At 62.9% G+C, this 18,111-nt stretch carries 18 protein-coding genes; 12 read left to right on the top strand and 6 right to left on the bottom strand.

Features of this window, described 5'->3' with window-relative positions; all coding sequences use genetic code 11:
• Window positions 1–20: 20 nt before the first annotated feature.
• Window positions 21–905, bottom strand: a complete 885-nt coding sequence (locus K5E37_RS02690) for a LysR substrate-binding domain-containing protein (protein ID WP_221533062.1) — start codon at window positions 903–905, stop codon at window positions 21–23.
• Between the two features lie 208 nt (window positions 906–1,113).
• Between K5E37_RS02690 and K5E37_RS02685 the strand changes: the two genes are divergently transcribed.
• From K5E37_RS02685 to K5E37_RS02675, 3 genes are all read left to right on the top strand, one after another.
• A complete protein-coding gene (locus K5E37_RS02685; RefSeq protein ID WP_221533061.1) occupies window positions 1,114–1,602 on the top strand; it encodes a GFA family protein in 489 nt (162 codons plus the stop codon).
• A 109-nt stretch (window positions 1,603–1,711) separates the two neighbouring features.
• Window positions 1,712–3,922: a TonB-dependent siderophore receptor gene (locus K5E37_RS02680; protein ID WP_221533060.1), complete on the top strand. Its 2,211-nt coding sequence runs from the start codon at window positions 1,712–1,714 to the stop codon at window positions 3,920–3,922.
• 113 nt (window positions 3,923–4,035) lie between these two features.
• Window positions 4,036–4,833 carry a MipA/OmpV family protein gene (locus K5E37_RS02675; protein ID WP_221533059.1) on the top strand — a complete coding sequence of 266 codons (798 nt, stop codon included), beginning with the start codon at window positions 4,036–4,038 and terminating at the stop codon, window positions 4,831–4,833.
• Between the two features lie 6 nt (window positions 4,834–4,839).
• On the opposite strand, the gene glp is transcribed toward K5E37_RS02675, so the two are convergent.
• Complete coding sequence (glp, locus tag K5E37_RS02670) at window positions 4,840–6,045, bottom strand: gephyrin-like molybdotransferase Glp (RefSeq protein ID WP_221533125.1); 1,206 nt, start codon at window positions 6,043–6,045, stop codon at window positions 4,840–4,842.
• Complete coding sequence (gene moaB / locus K5E37_RS02665; protein ID WP_039770868.1) at window positions 6,042–6,581, bottom strand: molybdenum cofactor biosynthesis protein B; 540 nt, start codon at window positions 6,579–6,581, stop codon at window positions 6,042–6,044. The genes glp and moaB overlap by 4 nt, the downstream gene beginning before the upstream one ends.
• Before the next feature lie 298 nt (window positions 6,582–6,879).
• On the opposite strand from moaB, the gene K5E37_RS02660 reads away from it, so the two are divergent.
• The 8 genes from K5E37_RS02660 to K5E37_RS02625 all read left to right on the top strand — a co-directional run bounded on the left by K5E37_RS02660 (window position 6,880) and on the right by K5E37_RS02625 (window position 14,608).
• Complete coding sequence (locus K5E37_RS02660; RefSeq protein ID WP_007957027.1) at window positions 6,880–7,779, top strand: LysR family transcriptional regulator; 900 nt, start codon at window positions 6,880–6,882, stop codon at window positions 7,777–7,779.
• A gap of 160 nt (window positions 7,780–7,939) precedes the next feature.
• On the top strand, window positions 7,940–8,782 hold the full coding sequence (fdhD, locus tag K5E37_RS02655) for a formate dehydrogenase accessory sulfurtransferase FdhD (RefSeq protein WP_221533058.1): 843 nt from the start codon (window positions 7,940–7,942) through the stop codon (window positions 8,780–8,782).
• Complete coding sequence (moaC, locus tag K5E37_RS02650) at window positions 8,779–9,264, top strand: cyclic pyranopterin monophosphate synthase MoaC (protein WP_221533057.1); 486 nt, start codon at window positions 8,779–8,781, stop codon at window positions 9,262–9,264. Before fdhD ends, moaC begins: the two co-directional genes overlap by 4 nt.
• On the top strand, window positions 9,261–9,512 hold the full coding sequence (gene moaD, locus K5E37_RS02645; protein WP_221533056.1) for a molybdopterin converting factor subunit 1: 252 nt from the start codon (window positions 9,261–9,263) through the stop codon (window positions 9,510–9,512). Before moaC ends, moaD begins: the two co-directional genes overlap by 4 nt.
• 3 nt (window positions 9,513–9,515) lie before the next feature.
• The gene (gene moaE, locus K5E37_RS02640; RefSeq protein ID WP_221533055.1) at window positions 9,516–9,977 is read left to right on the top strand and encodes a molybdopterin synthase catalytic subunit MoaE; all 462 of its coding nucleotides are present in this window, start codon (window positions 9,516–9,518) and stop codon (window positions 9,975–9,977) included.
• A 70-nt stretch (window positions 9,978–10,047) separates the two neighbouring features.
• On the top strand, window positions 10,048–11,391 hold the full coding sequence (gene chrA / locus K5E37_RS02635; protein ID WP_221533054.1) for a chromate efflux transporter: 1,344 nt from the start codon (window positions 10,048–10,050) through the stop codon (window positions 11,389–11,391).
• 424 nt (window positions 11,392–11,815) lie between these two features.
• Complete coding sequence (locus K5E37_RS02630; RefSeq protein ID WP_221533053.1) at window positions 11,816–13,180, top strand: glutamine synthetase family protein; 1,365 nt, start codon at window positions 11,816–11,818, stop codon at window positions 13,178–13,180.
• A gap of 144 nt (window positions 13,181–13,324) precedes the next feature.
• A complete protein-coding gene (locus tag K5E37_RS02625) occupies window positions 13,325–14,608 on the top strand; it encodes an FAD-binding oxidoreductase (protein WP_221533052.1) in 1,284 nt (427 codons plus the stop codon).
• Between the two features lie 49 nt (window positions 14,609–14,657).
• Here the strand turns inward: K5E37_RS02625 and K5E37_RS02620 are convergent, their stop codons facing one another.
• Window positions 14,658–15,443, bottom strand: a complete 786-nt coding sequence (locus tag K5E37_RS02620; RefSeq protein WP_221533051.1) for a DeoR/GlpR family DNA-binding transcription regulator — start codon at window positions 15,441–15,443, stop codon at window positions 14,658–14,660.
• Between the two features lie 245 nt (window positions 15,444–15,688).
• Window positions 15,689–16,582, bottom strand: a complete 894-nt coding sequence (locus K5E37_RS02615) for a LysR family transcriptional regulator (protein WP_221533050.1) — start codon at window positions 16,580–16,582, stop codon at window positions 15,689–15,691.
• 84 nt (window positions 16,583–16,666) lie between these two features.
• On the opposite strand from K5E37_RS02615, the gene K5E37_RS02610 reads away from it, so the two are divergent.
• Window positions 16,667–17,443: an NAD(P)H-dependent oxidoreductase gene (locus K5E37_RS02610; protein WP_221533049.1), complete on the top strand. Its 777-nt coding sequence runs from the start codon at window positions 16,667–16,669 to the stop codon at window positions 17,441–17,443.
• Between the two features lie 41 nt (window positions 17,444–17,484).
• Here K5E37_RS02610 and K5E37_RS02605 read toward each other — a convergent pair whose 3' ends face one another.
• Window positions 17,485–18,000, bottom strand: a complete 516-nt coding sequence (locus tag K5E37_RS02605) for a transporter suffix domain-containing protein (RefSeq protein WP_007957055.1) — start codon at window positions 17,998–18,000, stop codon at window positions 17,485–17,487.
• Window positions 18,001–18,111: the final 111 nt, after the last annotated feature.

Raw genomic sequence — 18,111 nt, 5'->3', positions numbered from 1 at the left:
GAACAGTTGAATTCAACTCATCAATCGACCAGTTGATCGTTGAACCATTCCAGCATTTGCGCCACCGCCGGGCGCTCCAGCCGCACCCGCTCGCAGACCAGCGCGTATTGGCCCAGCGCGGTCATGCTGGAGGTGAACGGGCGCACCAGACGCCCGTTCTGCAAGTCCTCCTGCGCCGTGAGGTTGTCACCCATCGCCACGCCCTGCCCTTGCGCCGCAGCCTCCAGCGCGAGGCCGGCGTGGGCGAAATACAACTGGCGCTCCGGACGCAGGTCGCCGGCATGGCTGGTCAGCCACGCCGTCCAGGTCTTGCCGTCCTGATCGTCGTGCAGCAGGCAATGGCGGGCCAGGTCCTTCGGGTTTTTCAGGTTGCCCTGGTTGAACAGACCGGGGCTGCACACCGGAAAGAACTGCAACGCCGGCAACGGGCGGACGAAGTACGCGCTGCTGTCCACCGGACCGGTGCCGTAGGTGATCGCCAGATCGATGTCTTCGCCGGGCGCGGTGGCGTCGATTGGCTGTTCGTAGAGGTGCAAGGTGATGTGCGGATAACGCGCGTAGAAATCGGTGAGACGGTTCATCAGCCACTTCTGCGCCAGCTCCGCCGTGACCGCCAGCCGCAACACGGCGAGCGAGGACGGATCGCGCAACTCGTCACAGGCATCGCCGATCAGCTCGAAGGCCTGTTGCAGGCTCTGCATCAAGCGCCCGGCGGCGATGGTCGGGCGAATCTGCCGGCCTTCGCGGATGAACAGCGACACGCCCAGTTGCTCTTCGAGCTGGCGGATCTGATGGCTGACGGCGCTGTCGGTGACGCACAGCTCGGCGGCGGCACGACCGAAGTGCGCGTGACGGGCAGCGCATTCGAAGGTTCGCAGGGCGGCCAGGGAAGGTAATCGGCGCATGGGTTTGGGTCCCTTTTTTTGCGGACATGCTGACCGGGCTTTGCGCGGGCGTCCAGTTGCACCGCGTTATCGTTCTTCGCGAGCAAGCCCGCTCCCACACTTGAAATGCGCTCCCAATGTGGGAGCGAGCCTGCTCGCGATGGCGGCAGCACATTCACCCCATCTCTTCTAGGCTGAACCGCATCGACAAAAACATTGGAGGCCACTCATGCACCTCGAAGGCTCCTGCCACTGCGGCGCGGTTTCATTCACTCTCGACAGCGCCCACCCCTACCCTTATCAGCGCTGCTACTGCTCGATCTGCCGCAAGACCCAGGGCGGTGGCGGCTTTGCGATCAACCTCGGCGGCGACGCGGCCAGCCTCAAGGTGCGCGGGCGCAAACACATCACGATCTACCACGCGAAAATGAAAGACGAAGGCGATGCCCGCGCCCACCGCAGCACCGCCGAACGGCATTTCTGCTCGCTGTGCGGCAGCGGTCTGTGGCTGTTCAGCCCGGAGTGGCCGGAGCTGATCCACCCGTTCGCCTCGGCCATTGACACGCCGCTGCCGGTGCCGCCTGAACACACTCATCTGATGCTCGGCTCCAAGGCGCCGTGGGTCGAAGTGCAGGCGAGCGCCAGGGATCAGCAATTCGACGTCTACCCCGAAGAGTCCATCGCCCAGTGGCATGAACGCCTTGGCCTGACTCGCTGAGCATCGATTCCGTTTATTTTTCAGACCGCAGTTCCCTTTTGCATCGCTTGTTCGGTTAACCCACCAGAAGCACTTCAACTACCGATCGATTCGATGCAAAGGGATCTCCATGTCGCACGTCCGTTTCCGTTTTGCCTTGCGCCCGCTGGCGCTGGCCGTTGTGAGTTTTGCCGCCACCGCCCACGCCGCTGAAATCCCGGCGAAAAAAGAAACCCTGCAACTGGGCGCGACCAATATTTCCGCCCAAGGCCTGGGGGCCACCACCGAAGGCACGCAGTCTTACACCACCGGCGCGACGTCCTCGGCCACCGGTTTGCCGTTGTCGATCCGCGAAACGCCGCAATCGGTGACGGTGATCACCCGCCAGCAAATGGACGACCGTGGAGTGCAAAGCATCGGCGATGCGCTGCGCAACACTCCAGGCATCTCGACCCAGAAATACGACAGCGACCGCACCGAGTTTTCCGCTCGCGGTTTTGCCATCACCAACTTCCAGTACGACGGCGTCAACCTGCCCTACGACGGCGTCTACGGCGAGAACCCGAACAACGGCGACGACGCCTCCAGCATCGACCGTGTGGAAGTGATCAAGGGCGCCACCGGCCTGATGACCGGCTCGGGCGATCCGTCAGCCACGGTCAACCTGATCCGCAAGAAGCCGACCAAAGAGTTCAAGGCCTCGATCAGTGGCACTGTCGGTTCGTGGGACGCTTATCGCACGGTGGGCGATATTTCCGGTTCGCTGACCGATTCGGGCAATGTGCGCGGCCGCTTTGTCGGCGCGTATTCGGACAAGAATTCCTATCTCGATCACTACAGCCAGAAGAAGGATCTGTTCTACGGCATCCTCGAAGCCGACCTGACCGACGACACCCTGCTGACCTTCGGCATCGACAAGTCCAGCACCACCCCGCGCGGTACGTCGTGGACCGGCAATCCGGTGTATTTCGCCGACGGCGGCCGCACCGACTTCCCGCGCCACTTCAACAACGGCGCCGACTGGAGCCGTCGCGATTTCGACAACATCACCTACTTCGCCTCGCTGGAACAGGCGCTGGCCAACGACTGGAAATTCAAGGTCAGCCTCGACCAGAAAACCACCGACCACGACACTCGACTGGCCTCGGCCAGTGGCGGTAACCCGGATCGCGCCACCGGCGAAGGCATGTTCCTGTACTGGGGCCGCTGGGAAGGTCATCGGGTGCAGAACACCGCTGACGTCAACGTCTCCGGCCCGTTCACCCTCGGCGGCCGCGAGCATGAGCTGATCGCCAGCGTGATGACTTCGCACTCGCGCCAGACCGGTTCGACCTACGACACCAGCGCTTTCGAACTCGTACCGGGCAGCATCTACGACTGGAACGGCGACCTGCCGAAACAGGACTTCCCGAAGAACGGCAAATACGAACGCACCCAAAGCCAGAACGGCGTTTACCTGGCCACCCACCTGCACCCGACCGACGATTTGTCGGTGATCCTCGGCAGCCGCCTGAGCACCTTCAAATACAATGAAGACTACCGTTACAACGCCGGCGCCGGCCTCGACGACACCAACGCCAGCTACAAGGAGCACGGCGTGGTCACGCCATACGCGGGGCTGGTCTATGACCTCGACGACACCTACTCGGTGTACGCCAGCTACACCAGCATCTACCAGCCGCAAACCTACAAGGACATCAACGGCTCGACCCTGGCCCCGGTAGAAGGCGACAGCTATGAAGCCGGTCTGAAAGCGGCGTATTTCGACGGTCGCCTGAACGCCAGCCTGGCGTTCTTCCGCATCGAGCAGGACGGCGTCGCCGAGTCGATCGGCACCAACGCCGTCACCAACGAAGGCATCTACAAAGCCATCGACGGCGCCACCACCAAAGGCGTGGAGCTGGAACTGGCCGGCGAACTGGCCGACGGCTGGAACCTCTCCGCCGGCTACACCTACGCCCGCACCCGCGATGCCGACGAACAGCGGATCTACGGCTACCCGCTGTCCACCACCAAACCGGAACACGTGGTGCGCACCTTCACCACTTATCGTTTGCCGGGCATGCTCGACAAGGTCACCGTCGGTGGCGGCATCAGCTGGCAGAGCGCGTTCTACGGCAAGATCTACAGCGCTCCCGCCGGCGATTACACGCGCATCAAACAGGGCGGCTACACCCTGGTCGACCTGATGACCCGCTATCAGTACAACGAGCACCTGAGCTTCACCGTCAACGCCAACAACGTGTTCGACAAGAAGTACCTGACGGGTCTGGGCAACTTCGACACCACGTTCTACGGCGAGCCGCGCAACCTGATGCTGACCACCAAGTGGGACTTCTGATTCAGCGCCAACGGCGGCTTCACAGTCTTTGACAGTTTCCCGACAAAGCTGCCAAAGATTGCCGGCCGCCACCTCACTAGCATGGGCGCATCCAACCTCCCCTCGGGTGCCCCATGCCGGTTTCGTTACGCACATTTTCGCTGTCCCTGACCTCCCTCTGCCTGCTGCTGCCGGGCGACTCGCTGCGCGCCGAAGACTGGCACGCCACCCTGCGTGCTGGTGCGGCCAGTGCGCCGCGTTACAGCGGCAGTGATGAGCGGGTAGTGGCGCCATTGGTGGGTGTGGAAATTGTCAGCCCTTACGGCGTGTTTCTCGACAGCAGCCGAGGCCTCGGCTGGGGCTTCGACGAAGAGGACTTCGGCCTCAGCGTCTACATCGGCGCCAGCGACGTGCGCAAGGATCGCAAGACCGGATTCAAAGGTTCGGACAAGCTCAACGGCATGGGCTCGATCAAGTCGCGCCCGGTGATCGGGCTCGACGGGACGTATCACATGGGCCCGATCATCCTCGGCGCAAACTTCGAGCATGCGCTGGAAAAGGACGAAGATGACCACGACACCGGCTCGTCGTGGAACCGCCTCAAGCTGAGCATCAGCGCGCCGTTCTACGAAGGCCGTTACGGCAAGGTTACCGGCGGCCTCAACAGCCAGTTCGGCGACAGCAACTACATGCGCACCTGGTACGGCGTCAGCGATGCCCAGGCCTCGCGCAGCCAGTTCCGGGCCTACAACGCCCGAGGTGGCCTGGTCAGTCGCGGTGCGAACCTGACCTGGTCGTTGCCGCTGGATGAGCAATGGAGCGTGTCGACCGTTCTGGCGGTGCAATACCTGAGCCACGAAGCGGCCGACAGCCCGATAGTCGAGCGCCGGTTGCAGGCCTCACTCGCCGGGCAAGTGGTCTACACCTTTTGATCGCGCTCAGAACAGCTCGCTGAACGGGATAAAACGCAGCGGATCGCCCCTCTGCAAGGTGCTGTTCTCGGGGATTTCCACCAGCCCGTCGGCCCAGGTCGCGCCGAGCAGAATCCCGGAACTCTGGTTCGGATACAGCGCCGCCTGCCCGCTTTCCAGACGCACCCGCAGGTATTCGCGACGGCTGCCGGGTTTCGGCCAGTCGAAGCCGGCGTTGACCGTGAAACTCAGCGGCATCACCTCTTCCACGCCTTGAATACGCAGCAGATACGGGCGCGCCAGCAGGCCGAAGGTCACCAGCGCCGAGGTCGGATTGCCCGGCAGACCGATCACCGGCACTGTGCCGAAATGGCCGACCGTCAGCGGTTTGCCGGGTTTGATCGCGAGTTTCCACAGCAGCGGTTTGCCGTTGTCGCGCAGCACTTGGCCGAGGCAGTCGGCGTCACCGGCAGACACGCCGCCGGTAGTCAGAATCAGATCGGCCGCCACTTGCAGTTGCTCGAGTTTGAGCCGGGTCTGCGCCGGGCGATCGGGAAGAACCCCGGCGTCGATCACTTCGCAACCCAGTTCTCGCAACCAGTGGTCGAGCAAGGTGCGGTTGCTGTTGTAGATGCTGCCGGGACGCAGCGGTTGCCCTGGTTCCACCAGCTCGTCACCGGTCGACAGCAACGCCACACGCGGGCGACGTACCACCGGCAAATGGGTCATGCCCTGCCCTGCGGCGACGGCCAGTTCGAACGGGCCGAGGCGTTTGCCGGCGCGCAGCAAGGTGTCGCCGACGCGGTTCTCCTGGCCCTGGGCGCGGATGTTCTGGCCGACTTTCAGCGGTTGCAGGAAACGGACGCGACCGTCCTCCAGCACTTCGACATTTTCCTGCATCTCCACGCAATTGGCGCCCATGGGCAACGGCGCGCCGGTGAAAATCCGTGCGCAGGTGCCGGACAGCAAGGCGTCCGGCGCCATCCCGGCATAGACCCGCTGTGACACGCTCAACGGCTGGCGATGCAGGTCGGCAAAGTTGAAGGCGTAGCCGTCCATGGCGCTGTTCGGCCACGGCGGCAGATCGAGGGCGGCGACCAGATCGCTGGCCAGCACGCGTCCGCGCGCTTCATTGAGCGGCACCGATTCACTGTCCGGCAGACGTTGTTCATCGGCCATCGCCAGCAGTTGGTCGAGGGCGTCCTCGACCGGCATCAACCCGGGCTTGCTCATCCGCGCGGCCCGCAGGCTTGCACCGGCTTGAGGTGCGGAACGAAGTTGCACGGGCGATGACGGTTATCCAGTTGTTCGGCGAGGATGCCTTCCCACGCGGTGCGGCAAGCGCCGGTGGAACCCGGCAGGCAGCACACCAGCGTGCCGTTGGACAGGCCGGCCAGCGCACGGCTTTGCACGGTGGAGGTGCCGATGTCGAGAATCGAGATGGCGCGGAACAGCTCGCCAAAGCCGTCGATCTGCTTGTCCAGCAGGCAGGCCACGGCTTCCGGAGTGCTGTCACGCCCGGTGAAACCGGTGCCCCCGGTGATCAGCACCACTTGAATGCCGTCGTCGGCGATCCACTGCGCGACCTGGGCGCGGATCTTGTACAGGTCGTCCTTGAGCAGGTTGCGCTCACTCAAGGTGTGGCCGGCCTCCAGCAAGCGGCTGACCAGCAATTGGCCGGAGGTGTCACTGGCGTAATCGCGGGTATCGCTGACCGTCAGCACGGCAATATTCAGGGGAACGAACAAGGCATCCGATTTAACACTCATGGCACTCTCCGGCCGTCGTCAATTCAATGGATGACGAGCCTAAGTGCCGCTTGTGAGGACTGTCTAATCACTCTGGCCAACCACTCTATCGACCTGCTCTATCGGTGAATTTTTTCAGCGCCTCGAGTGCTGTCCGGCCCAATGAAAACGGGCGTCATCGAAACCCTCGATAGGCTCTTAAACACTGCCGATTGGACGAAAAAAGCCCTCGGTGAGATCGTCGCTCCCTGCGCTTTCCGTGCGCCGTACGCATCTGCGTCAATACTCAATCAAAATTCCTTATCGAGCAGGTGCCGTCGTGGACATCAAACAACTCAAGTTCCTGATCGCGCTGGACGAAACCCGCCACTTCGGCCAGGCCGCCGCGCGCTGCCACATCACCCAGCCGACCCTGTCGATGCGCCTGCGCAATCTGGAAGACGAACTGGATCTGGTGCTGGTCAATCGCGGCCAGCGCTTCGAAGGGTTCACCCAGGCCGGCGAGCGCGTACTGGCCTGGGCCCGCACGCTGCTGGCGGCCCACGACGGGCTGTTTGCCGAAGCCGCGGCCTGCCGGGGGCAACTGGTCGGTAGCCTGCGCCTGGGGCTGGTGCCGCTGAGCAACTTCAACCCGGTGAATTACATTCAGGGTTTGTCCGGGACTTATCCGGAGCTGAAGTACAGCCTGTCGTCGCTGAGTTCGGACGAGATCATCGAGGGCCTGGGCAACAATCAGCTGGACCTGGGCGTGTGTTATCTGGACCACGTCAACCCGAACTATTTCGAGTTCTTCGAGATCGGCGAAACCCGCGTCGGCCTGCTCTACGACACCCGCCACTTCCATTTCGAAGGCCCGGAAATGAGCTGGGAAGATGCCGCCGAACTGCCGCTGGGGATGATCACTACCGGCATGCACTACCGCAAATCCATCGATTTGAGTTTCCGCAGTCGCGGGTTGAATCCTCAGCCGATCATGGAAAGCGATTCGACCTATCAATTGCTGCAGGCGATTCACCAGGGCTTCTGCTGCTCGATCATGCCGCTGGACAGCGGGCTGGAAGAGCCGATCGAGCACCTGGCCTTCATCAACCTGCCGGATGCCAGTGTGCTCGCGCCACTGGGGCTGGTGATGCGCAAGACCGAACCGCGCTCGGCGATTGCCGAGAAGTGTTTTGCCGAGGCGCGCAAGATGTTCGGGATCGAGGCGCCTGCCGTTTAGCCCTCCCCAAGTAGCCTGAAACGTTGCACTTCGGTGTAGCGTCTTCAGGTTCGCCTGCGGTCATCGACCAATCCAATCACTGCATCGGAACAAGCGATTGGACGCACTTTTCCCTGCCCCGTAGCCTGAACCCACTTCAGCGCTTCGGGGACTTTTCAAGATGCTGTGCCAAGTTGAACAACTCATCGAACCGGGCGACGCCAACGCCCCCGCGCCACAACCGGCGCAAGTGGCCTACCGCGAATACCTCCACGACGCGCCGGTGTCCCACGCGGCGTTGGCAGCCGAAATCGCTTTGGCCATCAGCTACAACGGCCTGAATCAAGCCGTGATGATGGTCTCGCCAGGCAACATTGAGGACTTCATTCGCGGCTTCAGCCTGAGCAACGCCATCGTCGACCGCCTCGACGATATCCACGACATCCGCCTGACCCATTTCGACCAGGCCTGTCAGGCCGACGTGCAGATTTCCAGCCGCGCGTTCTGGGCGCTGAAGGATCATCGCCGGCAGATGGCGGGCACCAGCGGCTGCGGCCTCTGCGGCGTGGAAGCCCTTGAGCAGGCGCTGCCGCAACTGGAGATCCTGACCCCGACACCGCTGCCACCGGCCGCGCATTTCGACGGCATCCGCCAACGCATCGAACAGGCACAGCAACTGGCCCGCAGCAGCGGCGCCCTGCACGCGGCGTTGTACTTCGACGCCGACGGCGAAGCGCTGCTGTGCCGCGAAGACATCGGCCGCCACAACGCCCTCGACAAACTGATCGGCGCTTTGCAATTCGAAGGCCTCGATGCGCGTCAGGGCTTCGTCGTGGTCACCAGCCGTTGCAGCCTCGAACTCATCCACAAAGCCGTGCGCGCCCGCCTCGGCACCCTCGTCAGCCTGTCCGCCCCCACCGCATTGACCGTGCGCTGGGCGCTCAAGCACCGCTTGAACCTGATCCACGTCCCGCACCGCAACGCCCCGCGAATCTACAGCCCGATCCAGGAGCCCACCGCATGAGCAACACCCTCACCCACCTCGACGATCAGGGCCGCGCCAACATGGTCGACGTCAGCGAAAAAGCCGCGACCCGCCGTGAAGCCACCGCCCAGGGCTGGGTGCAGATGCGTCCGGAAACCCTGCAAATGATCCAGTCCAACGGCCACCCCAAGGGCGATGTATTCGCCGTGGCGCGGATCGCCGGGATTCAGGCAGCCAAGCGCACCCACGAATTGATTCCGCTGTGCCACGCGCTGCTGCTCAGTTCGATCCACGTCGAGCTCAAGGCCTGCGAACCGGACCGCGTGCAGATCACCAGCACCTGCCGCCTCACCGGCCAGACCGGCGTCGAACTCGAAGCCCTGACCGCCGCCAGCGTCGCCGCTTTGACGATCTACGACATGTGCAAAGCGGTGGACCGGGCGATGGTCATCAGCGACATCCGTCTGCTGAGCAAAGAGGGCGGCCGCTCCGGCCACTTTCAATGGGAGAACCCGCAATGATTCTGATCAACTACTTCGCCAGCTACCGTGACCGGCTCAATCTGGGGGGTGAAAAGATCCCTGTGACCGACTCGCTCAACAGTGTCGAGGACGTGCGGCAGATGCTGATGCAACGTGGCGATGTGTGGCGTGAAGTGCTTGGCGCCGGCAACCTGATGTGCGCGGTGAATCAGGAGCTGTGCCAGCCGGATCAGGCAATCGAGGATTTCGACGAGATCGCGTTTTTCCCGCCGGTCACGGGGGGTTGAAACATGGGTGTTCGAGTCCAGCGTAAAGGCTTCGATGCCGGGCAGTTGATTGCGGATTTGCATGCGCGCAACCCACGGGTGGGCGCAGTAGTGAATTTCATTGGTTATGTGCGGGATCTGAACGTCGGGCAGTCGGTGACCGAGCTGTTTCTGGAGCACTATCCGGGCATGACCGAGAAGGCTCTGGAGCAGATTGCCGAGCAGGCCCGCGAACGTTGGCCGCTGATGGCGGTGGAGATTGTGCATCGGGTCGGCGCGCTGTCGGTGACCGAGCCGATCGTGTTTGTTGGCGTGACCAGCAAGCATCGGCATGCGGCGTTCGAGGCCTGCGCGTTCATCATGGATGTGCTGAAGACGCGGGCGCCGTTCTGGAAGCGTGAGACTACGCCTGAGGGTTCGCATTGGGTCGAGGCGCGGGAGAGTGATCAGAATGCGGCGGTTCGCTGGAGTCTGGCGCATGCCTGACCGGGTACTGTCGAATGCGACAAAAGCCTGATTAGATAGCAGCTCCCGCCGATCGAACGTGGAGCCACACTTGAGCCAAACGCCAAAAGACTTGCCCCGTCCTCAACCCATCACCCTGCGCCAGGCCTGGCCCTTCTGGCTCAAACTCGGCTGCATCGGTTTCGGCGGCCCCGCCGGGCAGATCGCGATCATGCATCAGGAACTGGTGGAGCGCCGGCGCTGGATTTCCGAGCGGCGCTTCCTGCATGCGCTCAACTACTGCATGTTGCTGCCCGGCCCCGAGGCCCAGCAGCTGGCGACCTACATCGGCTGGCTGCTGCACCGCACCCGTGGCGGCGTGCTGGCCGGTGCACTGTTTGTGTTGCCTTCGCTGCTGATCCTGATCGCTTTGTCCTGGGTGTACATCGCGTTCGGCGACGTGCCTGCGGTGGCCGGGGTGTTTTACGGAATCAAACCGGCCGTGACCGCGATTGTGCTGCACGCGGCCCATCGCATCGGTTCGCGAGCCTTGAAAAACAGCTGGCTGTGGGCAATCGCCGGGGCTGCGTTCGTGGCGATCTTTGCCTTCAACGTACCGTTCCCGCTGATCGTGCTCGGCGCGGCATTGATCGGCTATTTCGGCGGACGCTGGGCGCCGCAGCGGTTCAGCAACGGCGGTCATCGCGACAGCGAAAAGTCCTTCGGCCCGGCCCTGATCGATGACGACACCCCGCCACCCGAGCATGCGCGGTTCAGCCTGCCGAGGCTGCTGCGCCTGGTGCTGATCGGTGCGTTGCTGTGGTGTCTGCCGATGGCGCTGCTGACGGCGCTGTTCGGCTGGGGCGGCACTTTTACGCAGATGGGCTGGTTCTTCACTAAAGCGGCGCTGCTCACCTTCGGCGGCGCTTACGCTGTGCTGCCTTACGTGTATCAAGGCGCGGTCGGGCATTACGGCTGGCTGACGCCGACGCAGATGATCGACGGCCTGGCCTTGGGCGAGACCACGCCGGGGCCGTTGATCATGGTGGTGGCGTTTGTCGGGTTTGTCGGCGCTTACGTGCAACCGACATTCGGCCCGGAACACGCATTCGCCGCCGGTGCATTGGCCGCGACGCTGGTGACCTGGTTCACCTTCCTGCCCTCGTTCCTGTTCATCCTAGCTGGCGGGCCATTAGTGGAGTCGACGCACAACGAACTGAAATTCACTGCGCCACTGACCGCGATCACGGCAGCGGTGGTCGGGGTGATCCTCAATCTGGCGTGTTTCTTTGCTTACCACGTGTTCTGGCCCGACGGTTTTGCCGGTCAGCCCGATGCTTTCTCGATCCTGCTGGCGTTGGTGGCCGCCCTCGCCCTGTTCTTTTTCAAGCGCGGCGTGATCGAGGTGTTGATCGTTTGCGCCCTCGTCGGGCTGGGGTTTTACCTGCTGCGCTGAACCGGGGGGCACGCCACCGCTCGCGGAATCAGGCGTTTACTTATCCGGGGATTCCCCCTTACTATCCAGCCACACCGGCATGGCGGGACTCTCCCACCGCCGACGTTTTCCGCCAACGGAAACACGCGTCATGAGCACGTCACTACAACAATCAGAATCGTTGAACGTCTCTGCACTGTGCGCCCTCCTTCACAGGGGCCGCGCATGAATCGCATCGTCAATCTCCCCATGGCCTTGAGCCGTTCCAAGCTGCGTCACTCCGCACGCCCGCCGGATATCTGCCTGCCCGTCTGATCGCGCCGTTAAAAACCGCGACAGCTCCCCCTCTTTTTTCGATATCCCTGCCAGGACGCCCGCGCCTTTTGCCGAGCTGCGTCCGGCCCGAATCTGCGCGCCTGTGCGGCGCCATCGTGAGTGATTGATTATGAAATTCGCAGCCATTGAAGACGCCCGTAGCTTTCTCGAGCAGAACCCCGACATCGACATGATCGAGCTGTTCATCCTCGACGCCAACGGCGTGCCGCGCGGCAAGCTGTTGCACCGCGAAGAACTGCTCGCCGTGTACGAAAGCGGCCGCCCGCTGCCGAGCACCATTCTCGGCCTGACCGTGCACGGCGAGGACGTGGAAAACTCCGGTCTGGTCTGGGACGTCGGCGACATCGACTGCCGCGCCTACCCGCTGGAAGGCAGTCTGGTGCGCCTGCCGTGGCGGCAGATTCCGACCGCGGCGGTGCAGGTCAGCATGCATCCGGAACAAGGCATGCCGGCGAGCATCGCCGACCCGCGCCACCTGTTGATCAAGATCATCGACCGCTTGAAAGCCGAGGGTTACCACCCGGTGATGGCCTGCGAGCTGGAGTTCTATCTGCTCGACGCCAAACGCGATCACAACGGTCGCCCGCAACCGGCACTGGATGCCGACGGCGGTCGACCGAGACACACGCAGGTCTACGGTTTGCGTGAGCTGGAGCAGATCGAACCGTTCCTCGCCGACCTCTACAACGCCTGCAAACTGCACGGCATTCCGGCACGCACGGCGATCTCGGAATACGCACCGGGCCAGGTGGAAATCACCCTCGAACACGGCGATGCGCTGGAGGCGATGGACCAGGCTGTGCGCTACAAACGGCTGGTCAAAGCGGTGGCGCACAAGCACGGCATGCAGGCGACGTTCATGGCCAAGCCGTTCGATCACCTGGCCGGCACCGGCATGCACATGCACGTCAGCCTCGCCGATGCCGAGGGACGCAATCTTTTTGCCTCCGAAGATCCAGCGGGCACCCCGCTGCTGCGCACGGCGATTGGCGGGATGCTCGCTTCCCTGCTCGATTCGCTGCTGCTGTTCTGCCCGAACGCCAACTCCTACCGGCGTTTCCAGGCCAACAGCTACGCGCCGCTGGCGCCGACCTGGGGCGTCGACAACCGCACCGTCAGCCTGCGCGTGCCCGGCGGCCCGGCCAACACCCGGCACATTGAACACCGCATCTGCGGCGCCGATGCCAACCCGTATCTGGCAGCGGCGGCGATCCTCGCCGGCATTCATCGCGGGATAAAAGACGACATCGATCCGGGCGAGCCGGTGGAAGGCAACGGTTACGCGCAGGCGAAAGAATTGCTGCCGACCGACTGGCTGACCTCGCTGACCGCGCTGGAAAATTCGGTGTGGGCGCGGGATGCGCTGGGACAGGAATTTCTTGGGGTGTATCTGGCGGTGAAACGCGCGGAATACCGGCAGTTCATGGCCGAAGTGGGCGAGCAGGACTGGCGCTGGTACCTGACCGAAGCCTGATTGATCACTCCGCCCCCTTGTGGGAGCGGGCTTGCCCGCGAAGGCGTCGTCACATTCAACACTTCAGGTGACTGACACATCGCTTTCGCGAGCAAGCCCGCTCCCACAGGGTTCGTGCACCGACTCCCGAATCTGGACACTGAAATGACTGAACGCAGCAATTCCTACTACACCGCAACCCTCAACCGCGACACCGACTACCCGACCCTGGAAAGTCGGCACAAGGTTGATGTGGTGATCATCGGCGGAGGTTTCACCGGCGTCGCCACAGCCGTCGAGCTGGCCGAAAAAGGCCTGAAAGTCGCCATCGTCGAGAGCCACAAGATCGGCTGGGGCGCCACCGGGCGCAATGGCGGTCAGGTCACCGGCAGCCTGTCCGGCGACGGTGCGATGCGCAAACAGATGCGCAACACCTTGGGCGATGAGGTCGACGATTTCATCTGGCACCTTCGCTGGCGCGGCCACGAAATCATCAAGCAGCGGGTCGAGAAATACGCCATCGATTGCGACCTCAAGCACGGCCATTTGCACGCCGCTTATAAGCCGAGCCACATGGCCGGTTTGCGCAGCGATTACGACGAAGCCGTGCGCCGCGGCATGGGTGATGAAGTCCGCCTGCTCGACCGCAGCCAGGTGCGCGATCTGCTGCAAAGCGAGCTCTATCACGGCGCAATCAAGAACACCCGCAACATGCACCTGCACCCACTCAACCTGTGCATCGGCGAAGCGCGGGCGGCGGAAAGCCTCGGCGCGCTGATCTTCGAAAACAGCGAAGTGCTGGAGATCATTCACGGCGACAGCCCCGGCGTGCGCACCGCCCACGGCCGGATCGACGCCAATCAGGTGCTGCTGGCCGGCGACGTCTACCACAAGCTCGAGCCGGCTCAGCTCAAGGGCAAGATTTTCCCGGCCATGGGCGGCATCGTCACCACCGAACCGCTGGGGGATCTGGCCAAGCAGATCAACCCCGAAGACCTCGCCGTTTACGACTGCCGCTTCGTCCTCGATTACTACCGCCTCACCGCAGACGGTCGCCTGCTGTTCGGCGGCGGCGCCAACTACAGCGGCAAGGACTCACGGGACATCGCCGGCGAACTGCGGCCGTGCATCGAACAGACTTTCCCGGCGCTCAAAGGGGTGAAGATCGATTACCAGTGGAGCTGCGCGATGGGCATCGTCATCAACCGCATTCCGCAACTGGGCAAGCTCTCGGACAACGTCTGGTATTGCCAGGGCTACTCCGGCCACGGCATCGCCACGACCCACATCATGGGCGAGATCATGAGCCGGGCGATTACCGGGCAGATGCAGCAGTTCGACACGTTCGCCGCGTGCTCGCACATTCGCGTGCCGATGGGCGATCTGCTGGGGAATCCGATGCTAGCGGCCGGTATGTGGTACTACCAGATGCTGGAAAAACTGCGCTGATCGAACGGGCCCCATCGCCAGTGATGGGGCCTCTTTTTGCCGCAAAACCTCAGTCAGGCAACTGCTCCACCTCAATTCCCAACCGCCGATAATCCTCGACACTCCCCGACGCCACATGCCGTTCGGTGATCAGCGTGTGCAGGCGCTCGCACGGCGCCACCACAAACGGTTCCACCGCGCCGAGCTTGTCCGCCGTGGTCACGGCAATCACCCGCGCCGCACAGTCGAGCAGCGCCTGCTTGACCGGCACTTCATCGAAATGCAGCGAGGTGATACCCACCTCCGGATGAATCGCACAGACCCCGGTGATCGCCAGATCCGCCTTGATCCCCGACAGCAGCCGCAGCGCCTCGTGACCACCAGCCGACATGGTTTTCGGATTCAGCTGCCCGCCCGCCAGAATCACCTTGATGCCCGGATATTCGGACAACGCGATCGCCGTCATCGGCGATGCCGTGACTGCCGTAAGGTTGATATCCCTGGGCAACGACCGCGCCACCTGCAACGAGGTGGAACCGGAGTCGAACATCACCGTCTGCCCGTTCCGCACCTGCTGCGCTGCCAATTGCGCCAGACGAATCTTCACCTCGTCGATCTCGTCCAGCCGGGTGAAGTAATCCTTGCCGGTGTCTTTGGGCCTCGGCAACGCGCCGCCGTGCACCCGCTGCACCAGCCCGGCGTTGTCCAGTTCGGCCAGATCGCGGCGGATGGTGTCTTCCGACACCGCAAAATGCTGGCTCAACTCGGACGCCATGACCTTACCGTCACGTTCGAGAATCAGAAGGATTTTCTGCCGGCGCAGGGAAGGAAGCTCGGAAGCGGAATGATCGTGCATGGTTTTGCCTGTTTGTGCTTTTAATTGCAGGTTTGCGCGAGCTTAGCCAAGCAAACCGGCAAACACAACGCCGGTATCAATGGCTTCGATCATTGGAATCACGAAGCCGAATTTTTTCTTTTGACCCGCCCCCGGCAGAATGGCCCCACTTTCAAAAGGACCAGGATGAACACCCCATGAACCTCAATTTCGCTTTTGCCTGCATGGTCGTCGTATCGTTTGCCATCGCGCTCGGGCACGCCTGATCAGACCGACGCCGCCAGATGCTCGCGAAACCATTTGTGCGCCGGGTCGCGGTGTGAACGCTCGGCCCAGAGCATGGCCATTTCGTAGCCCGGCACTTGCAGCGGCGGCTCGACCACTTGCAGCGCGGGATTGCCGCGCGCCAGCCTTGACGGCAGCATCGCCACCAGATCGGTGCTGGCCAGCACCGACATCAGCAACAGAAAGTGCGGCACCGACAGCACTACGTTTCGCGTAAGCCCCACCTCCGCCAGCACCTTGTCCGTCACCCCGAAAAAACCTCCGCCTTCCGGCGACACCAGCACATGCTCCAGCTCGCAGAACTGTGCGCGGGTCGGCTTGCGTTGCAGTTTCGGGTGCCCGGCGCGACCGGCCAGCACGTAGCGTTCGGTGAACAGCGCACGCCGGTGCAGTTCCAGCGGTGCGTCCTCGCTGGTGTGCAGCGCCAGGTCGATCACGCCCTGCTCCGCCTGCTTGACCAATTGCCGAGGCGACAAGTCCAGCACCGCCAGCCGCGTGCCCGGCGCCTGACTGCGCAGCCCACCGAGGGCCGGCAGCAGAATGGTCGATTCGCCATAGTCCGAGGCCGCGACTTTCCAGGTGTGGGTCGCCTGCGCCGGGTCGAACGGACTGGCCGGCGCCACCGCCCGCTCCAACGCTTCCAGCGCCTCGCGCAACGGTTCGCGCAATTCATCGGCCCGCGCCGTCGGGCGCATGCCACGAGGGCCCGGCAGCAAGAGCGGATCGCCAAAAATCTCCCGTAAGCGGGCCAGATGCACGCTCACCGATGGCTGCGACAGATGCAGCCGTTGCGCGGCGCGGGTGACGTTGTGCTCGGACAGCAGCACATCGAGGGTCAGCAGCAGGTTGATATCCAGCCGTCTCAAATTATTCATGGCTATACCAGACATATCAGACATTCATTTCCAATATACCTGCCGGGCGCCGATCCTGCTGTCACTCAGCAACGGAGCCTCACCATGAATGTGCTACTGGTCTACGCCCACCCCGAACCGCAATCGCTCAACGGCGCGCTCAAGGACTACACCGTCCAGCGCCTGGAAGCCGCCGGCCACACCGTGCAGGTTTCCGATCTCTACGCGATGAACTGGAAAGCCAGCCTCGACGCCGACGACAGTCCCGGCCGCGACAGCACTCGCCCGTTCGACGCGTCCCTCGATTCGAAACTCGCCTTCGAGCAAGGCCGGCAAGCCGCCGACATCACCGCCGAGCAGGCCAAACTGCTGTGGGCCGACACCCTGATCCTGCAGTTTCCGCTGTGGTGGTTTTCCATGCCGGCGATTCTCAAAGGCTGGGTCGAGCGCGTGTACGCCTACGGATTTGCCTACGGTGTCGGCGAGCATTCGGATTCTCGTTGGGGCGACCGTTATGGCGAAGGCACCTTGAAAGGCAAGCGAGCGATGCTGATGGTGACCGCCGGCGGTTGGGAATCGCACTACAGCCCGCGCGGAATCAACGGCCCGATCGATGACCTGCTGTTCCCGATTCATCACGGGATTCTGTATTACCCCGGCTTCGAGGTGCTGCCGCCGTTCGTGGTGTATCGCACCGGGAAGATGGATGAAGCGCGGTTTGCCCAGACGTGCGAAGAACTGGGCGCGCGGCTGGATGAGTTGTGGAGTACGCGGCCGATCGGATTTCGGCGGCAGAATGCCGGGGATTACGAGATTCCGGCGTTGACCTTGAAGGACGATATTGCGCCGGGCAGCGAAGGCTTCGCCGCCCACCTGAAATAGCCGCCCACCTCAAAAAACAGGGGGCCTGGCCCCCTGTTTTTTTATTCCACCACCACCCGCGCCTTGCGCACGAACAGCGCATGTACCTTGTCCCAGAAATTGCCGCCCAGCACGAAAAAGCTGCCGACGAACATCAAGTCGCCCAGCGCCTGCATCTGCCAGAGGTTGGGCCGCACGCCAGGGAAGAAGTTGTCGAAATACGGTTCCAGGAAGGACGACAGTAGCGGCAGGCAGAACATCACCACGCCGATCTTGTGGCGCATCGGGCTGACTTCGGCCACCGGGGTCGGAATCACGCCGGAAATATAGTGGCCGATCGTGCGCTTGAGTTCGGCGAACCCGGCCTTGCCCATCACCGCGATCACCAGCAGCAACAGCACTTTATTGCTGATGAACAACACCCCGGTGAGCGCCGCGACTTTCGAGCCCGGCACATCGAGGGCGGCGGCAATCGGCACCATCAGCCACGAACCGAGCATCAGGCAGATGATTGCCACGCCGACCTTGAAACGCCAGCTGGCGCTGGTGGGGGCAAGCGGTTCTTGAGCAGTGTCCATGGCTTCCTACCTTTTCGTCGGGGGCGGTTCAGGGGAGTTCGCCTGAAAAAGCGTAGCAGCTGATTGCTTCGATCAACCCGCAATCTGCGGTCTATGCTCCAGTGACATTTC

It is taken from the genome of Pseudomonas sp. RIT778, assembly GCF_019718735.1.
In the GTDB taxonomy this organism is placed as follows: domain Bacteria; phylum Pseudomonadota; class Gammaproteobacteria; order Pseudomonadales; family Pseudomonadaceae; genus Aquipseudomonas; species Aquipseudomonas aphyarum.
The sequence above is the reverse complement of the archived record's forward strand: the minus strand, read 5'-3'. Positions and strand labels throughout refer to the sequence as shown.

Bases quoted from the DNA above. Each gene is read 5' to 3' on its own strand.
- moaC (WP_221533057.1), top strand. From the start codon at position 8,779: ATGAGCAACACCCTCACCCACCTCGACGATCAGGGCCGCGCCAACATG.
- K5E37_RS02630 (WP_221533053.1), top strand. From the start codon at position 11,816: ATGAAATTCGCAGCCATTGAAGACGCCCGTAGCTTTCTCGAGCAGAAC.
- K5E37_RS02690 (WP_221533062.1), bottom strand. From the start codon at position 905: ATGCGCCGATTACCTTCCCTGGCCGCCCTGCGAACCTTCGAATGCGCT.
- K5E37_RS02625 (WP_221533052.1), top strand. From the start codon at position 13,325: ATGACTGAACGCAGCAATTCCTACTACACCGCAACCCTCAACCGCGAC.
- K5E37_RS02680 (WP_221533060.1), top strand. From the start codon at position 1,712: ATGTCGCACGTCCGTTTCCGTTTTGCCTTGCGCCCGCTGGCGCTGGCC.
- K5E37_RS02605 (WP_007957055.1), bottom strand. From the start codon at position 18,000: ATGGACACTGCTCAAGAACCGCTTGCCCCCACCAGCGCCAGCTGGCGT.
- moaE (WP_221533055.1), top strand. From the start codon at position 9,516: ATGGGTGTTCGAGTCCAGCGTAAAGGCTTCGATGCCGGGCAGTTGATT.
- K5E37_RS02675 (WP_221533059.1), top strand. From the start codon at position 4,036: ATGCCGGTTTCGTTACGCACATTTTCGCTGTCCCTGACCTCCCTCTGC.
- K5E37_RS02610 (WP_221533049.1), top strand. From the start codon at position 16,667: ATGAATGTGCTACTGGTCTACGCCCACCCCGAACCGCAATCGCTCAAC.
- moaD (WP_221533056.1), top strand. From the start codon at position 9,261: ATGATTCTGATCAACTACTTCGCCAGCTACCGTGACCGGCTCAATCTG.
- K5E37_RS02620 (WP_221533051.1), bottom strand. From the start codon at position 15,443: ATGCACGATCATTCCGCTTCCGAGCTTCCTTCCCTGCGCCGGCAGAAA.
- K5E37_RS02685 (WP_221533061.1), top strand. From the start codon at position 1,114: ATGCACCTCGAAGGCTCCTGCCACTGCGGCGCGGTTTCATTCACTCTC.
- fdhD (WP_221533058.1), top strand. From the start codon at position 7,940: ATGCTGTGCCAAGTTGAACAACTCATCGAACCGGGCGACGCCAACGCC.
- moaB (WP_039770868.1), bottom strand. From the start codon at position 6,581: ATGAGTGTTAAATCGGATGCCTTGTTCGTTCCCCTGAATATTGCCGTG.
- K5E37_RS02615 (WP_221533050.1), bottom strand. From the start codon at position 16,582: ATGAATAATTTGAGACGGCTGGATATCAACCTGCTGCTGACCCTCGAT.
- glp (WP_221533125.1), bottom strand. From the start codon at position 6,045: ATGAGCAAGCCCGGGTTGATGCCGGTCGAGGACGCCCTCGACCAACTG.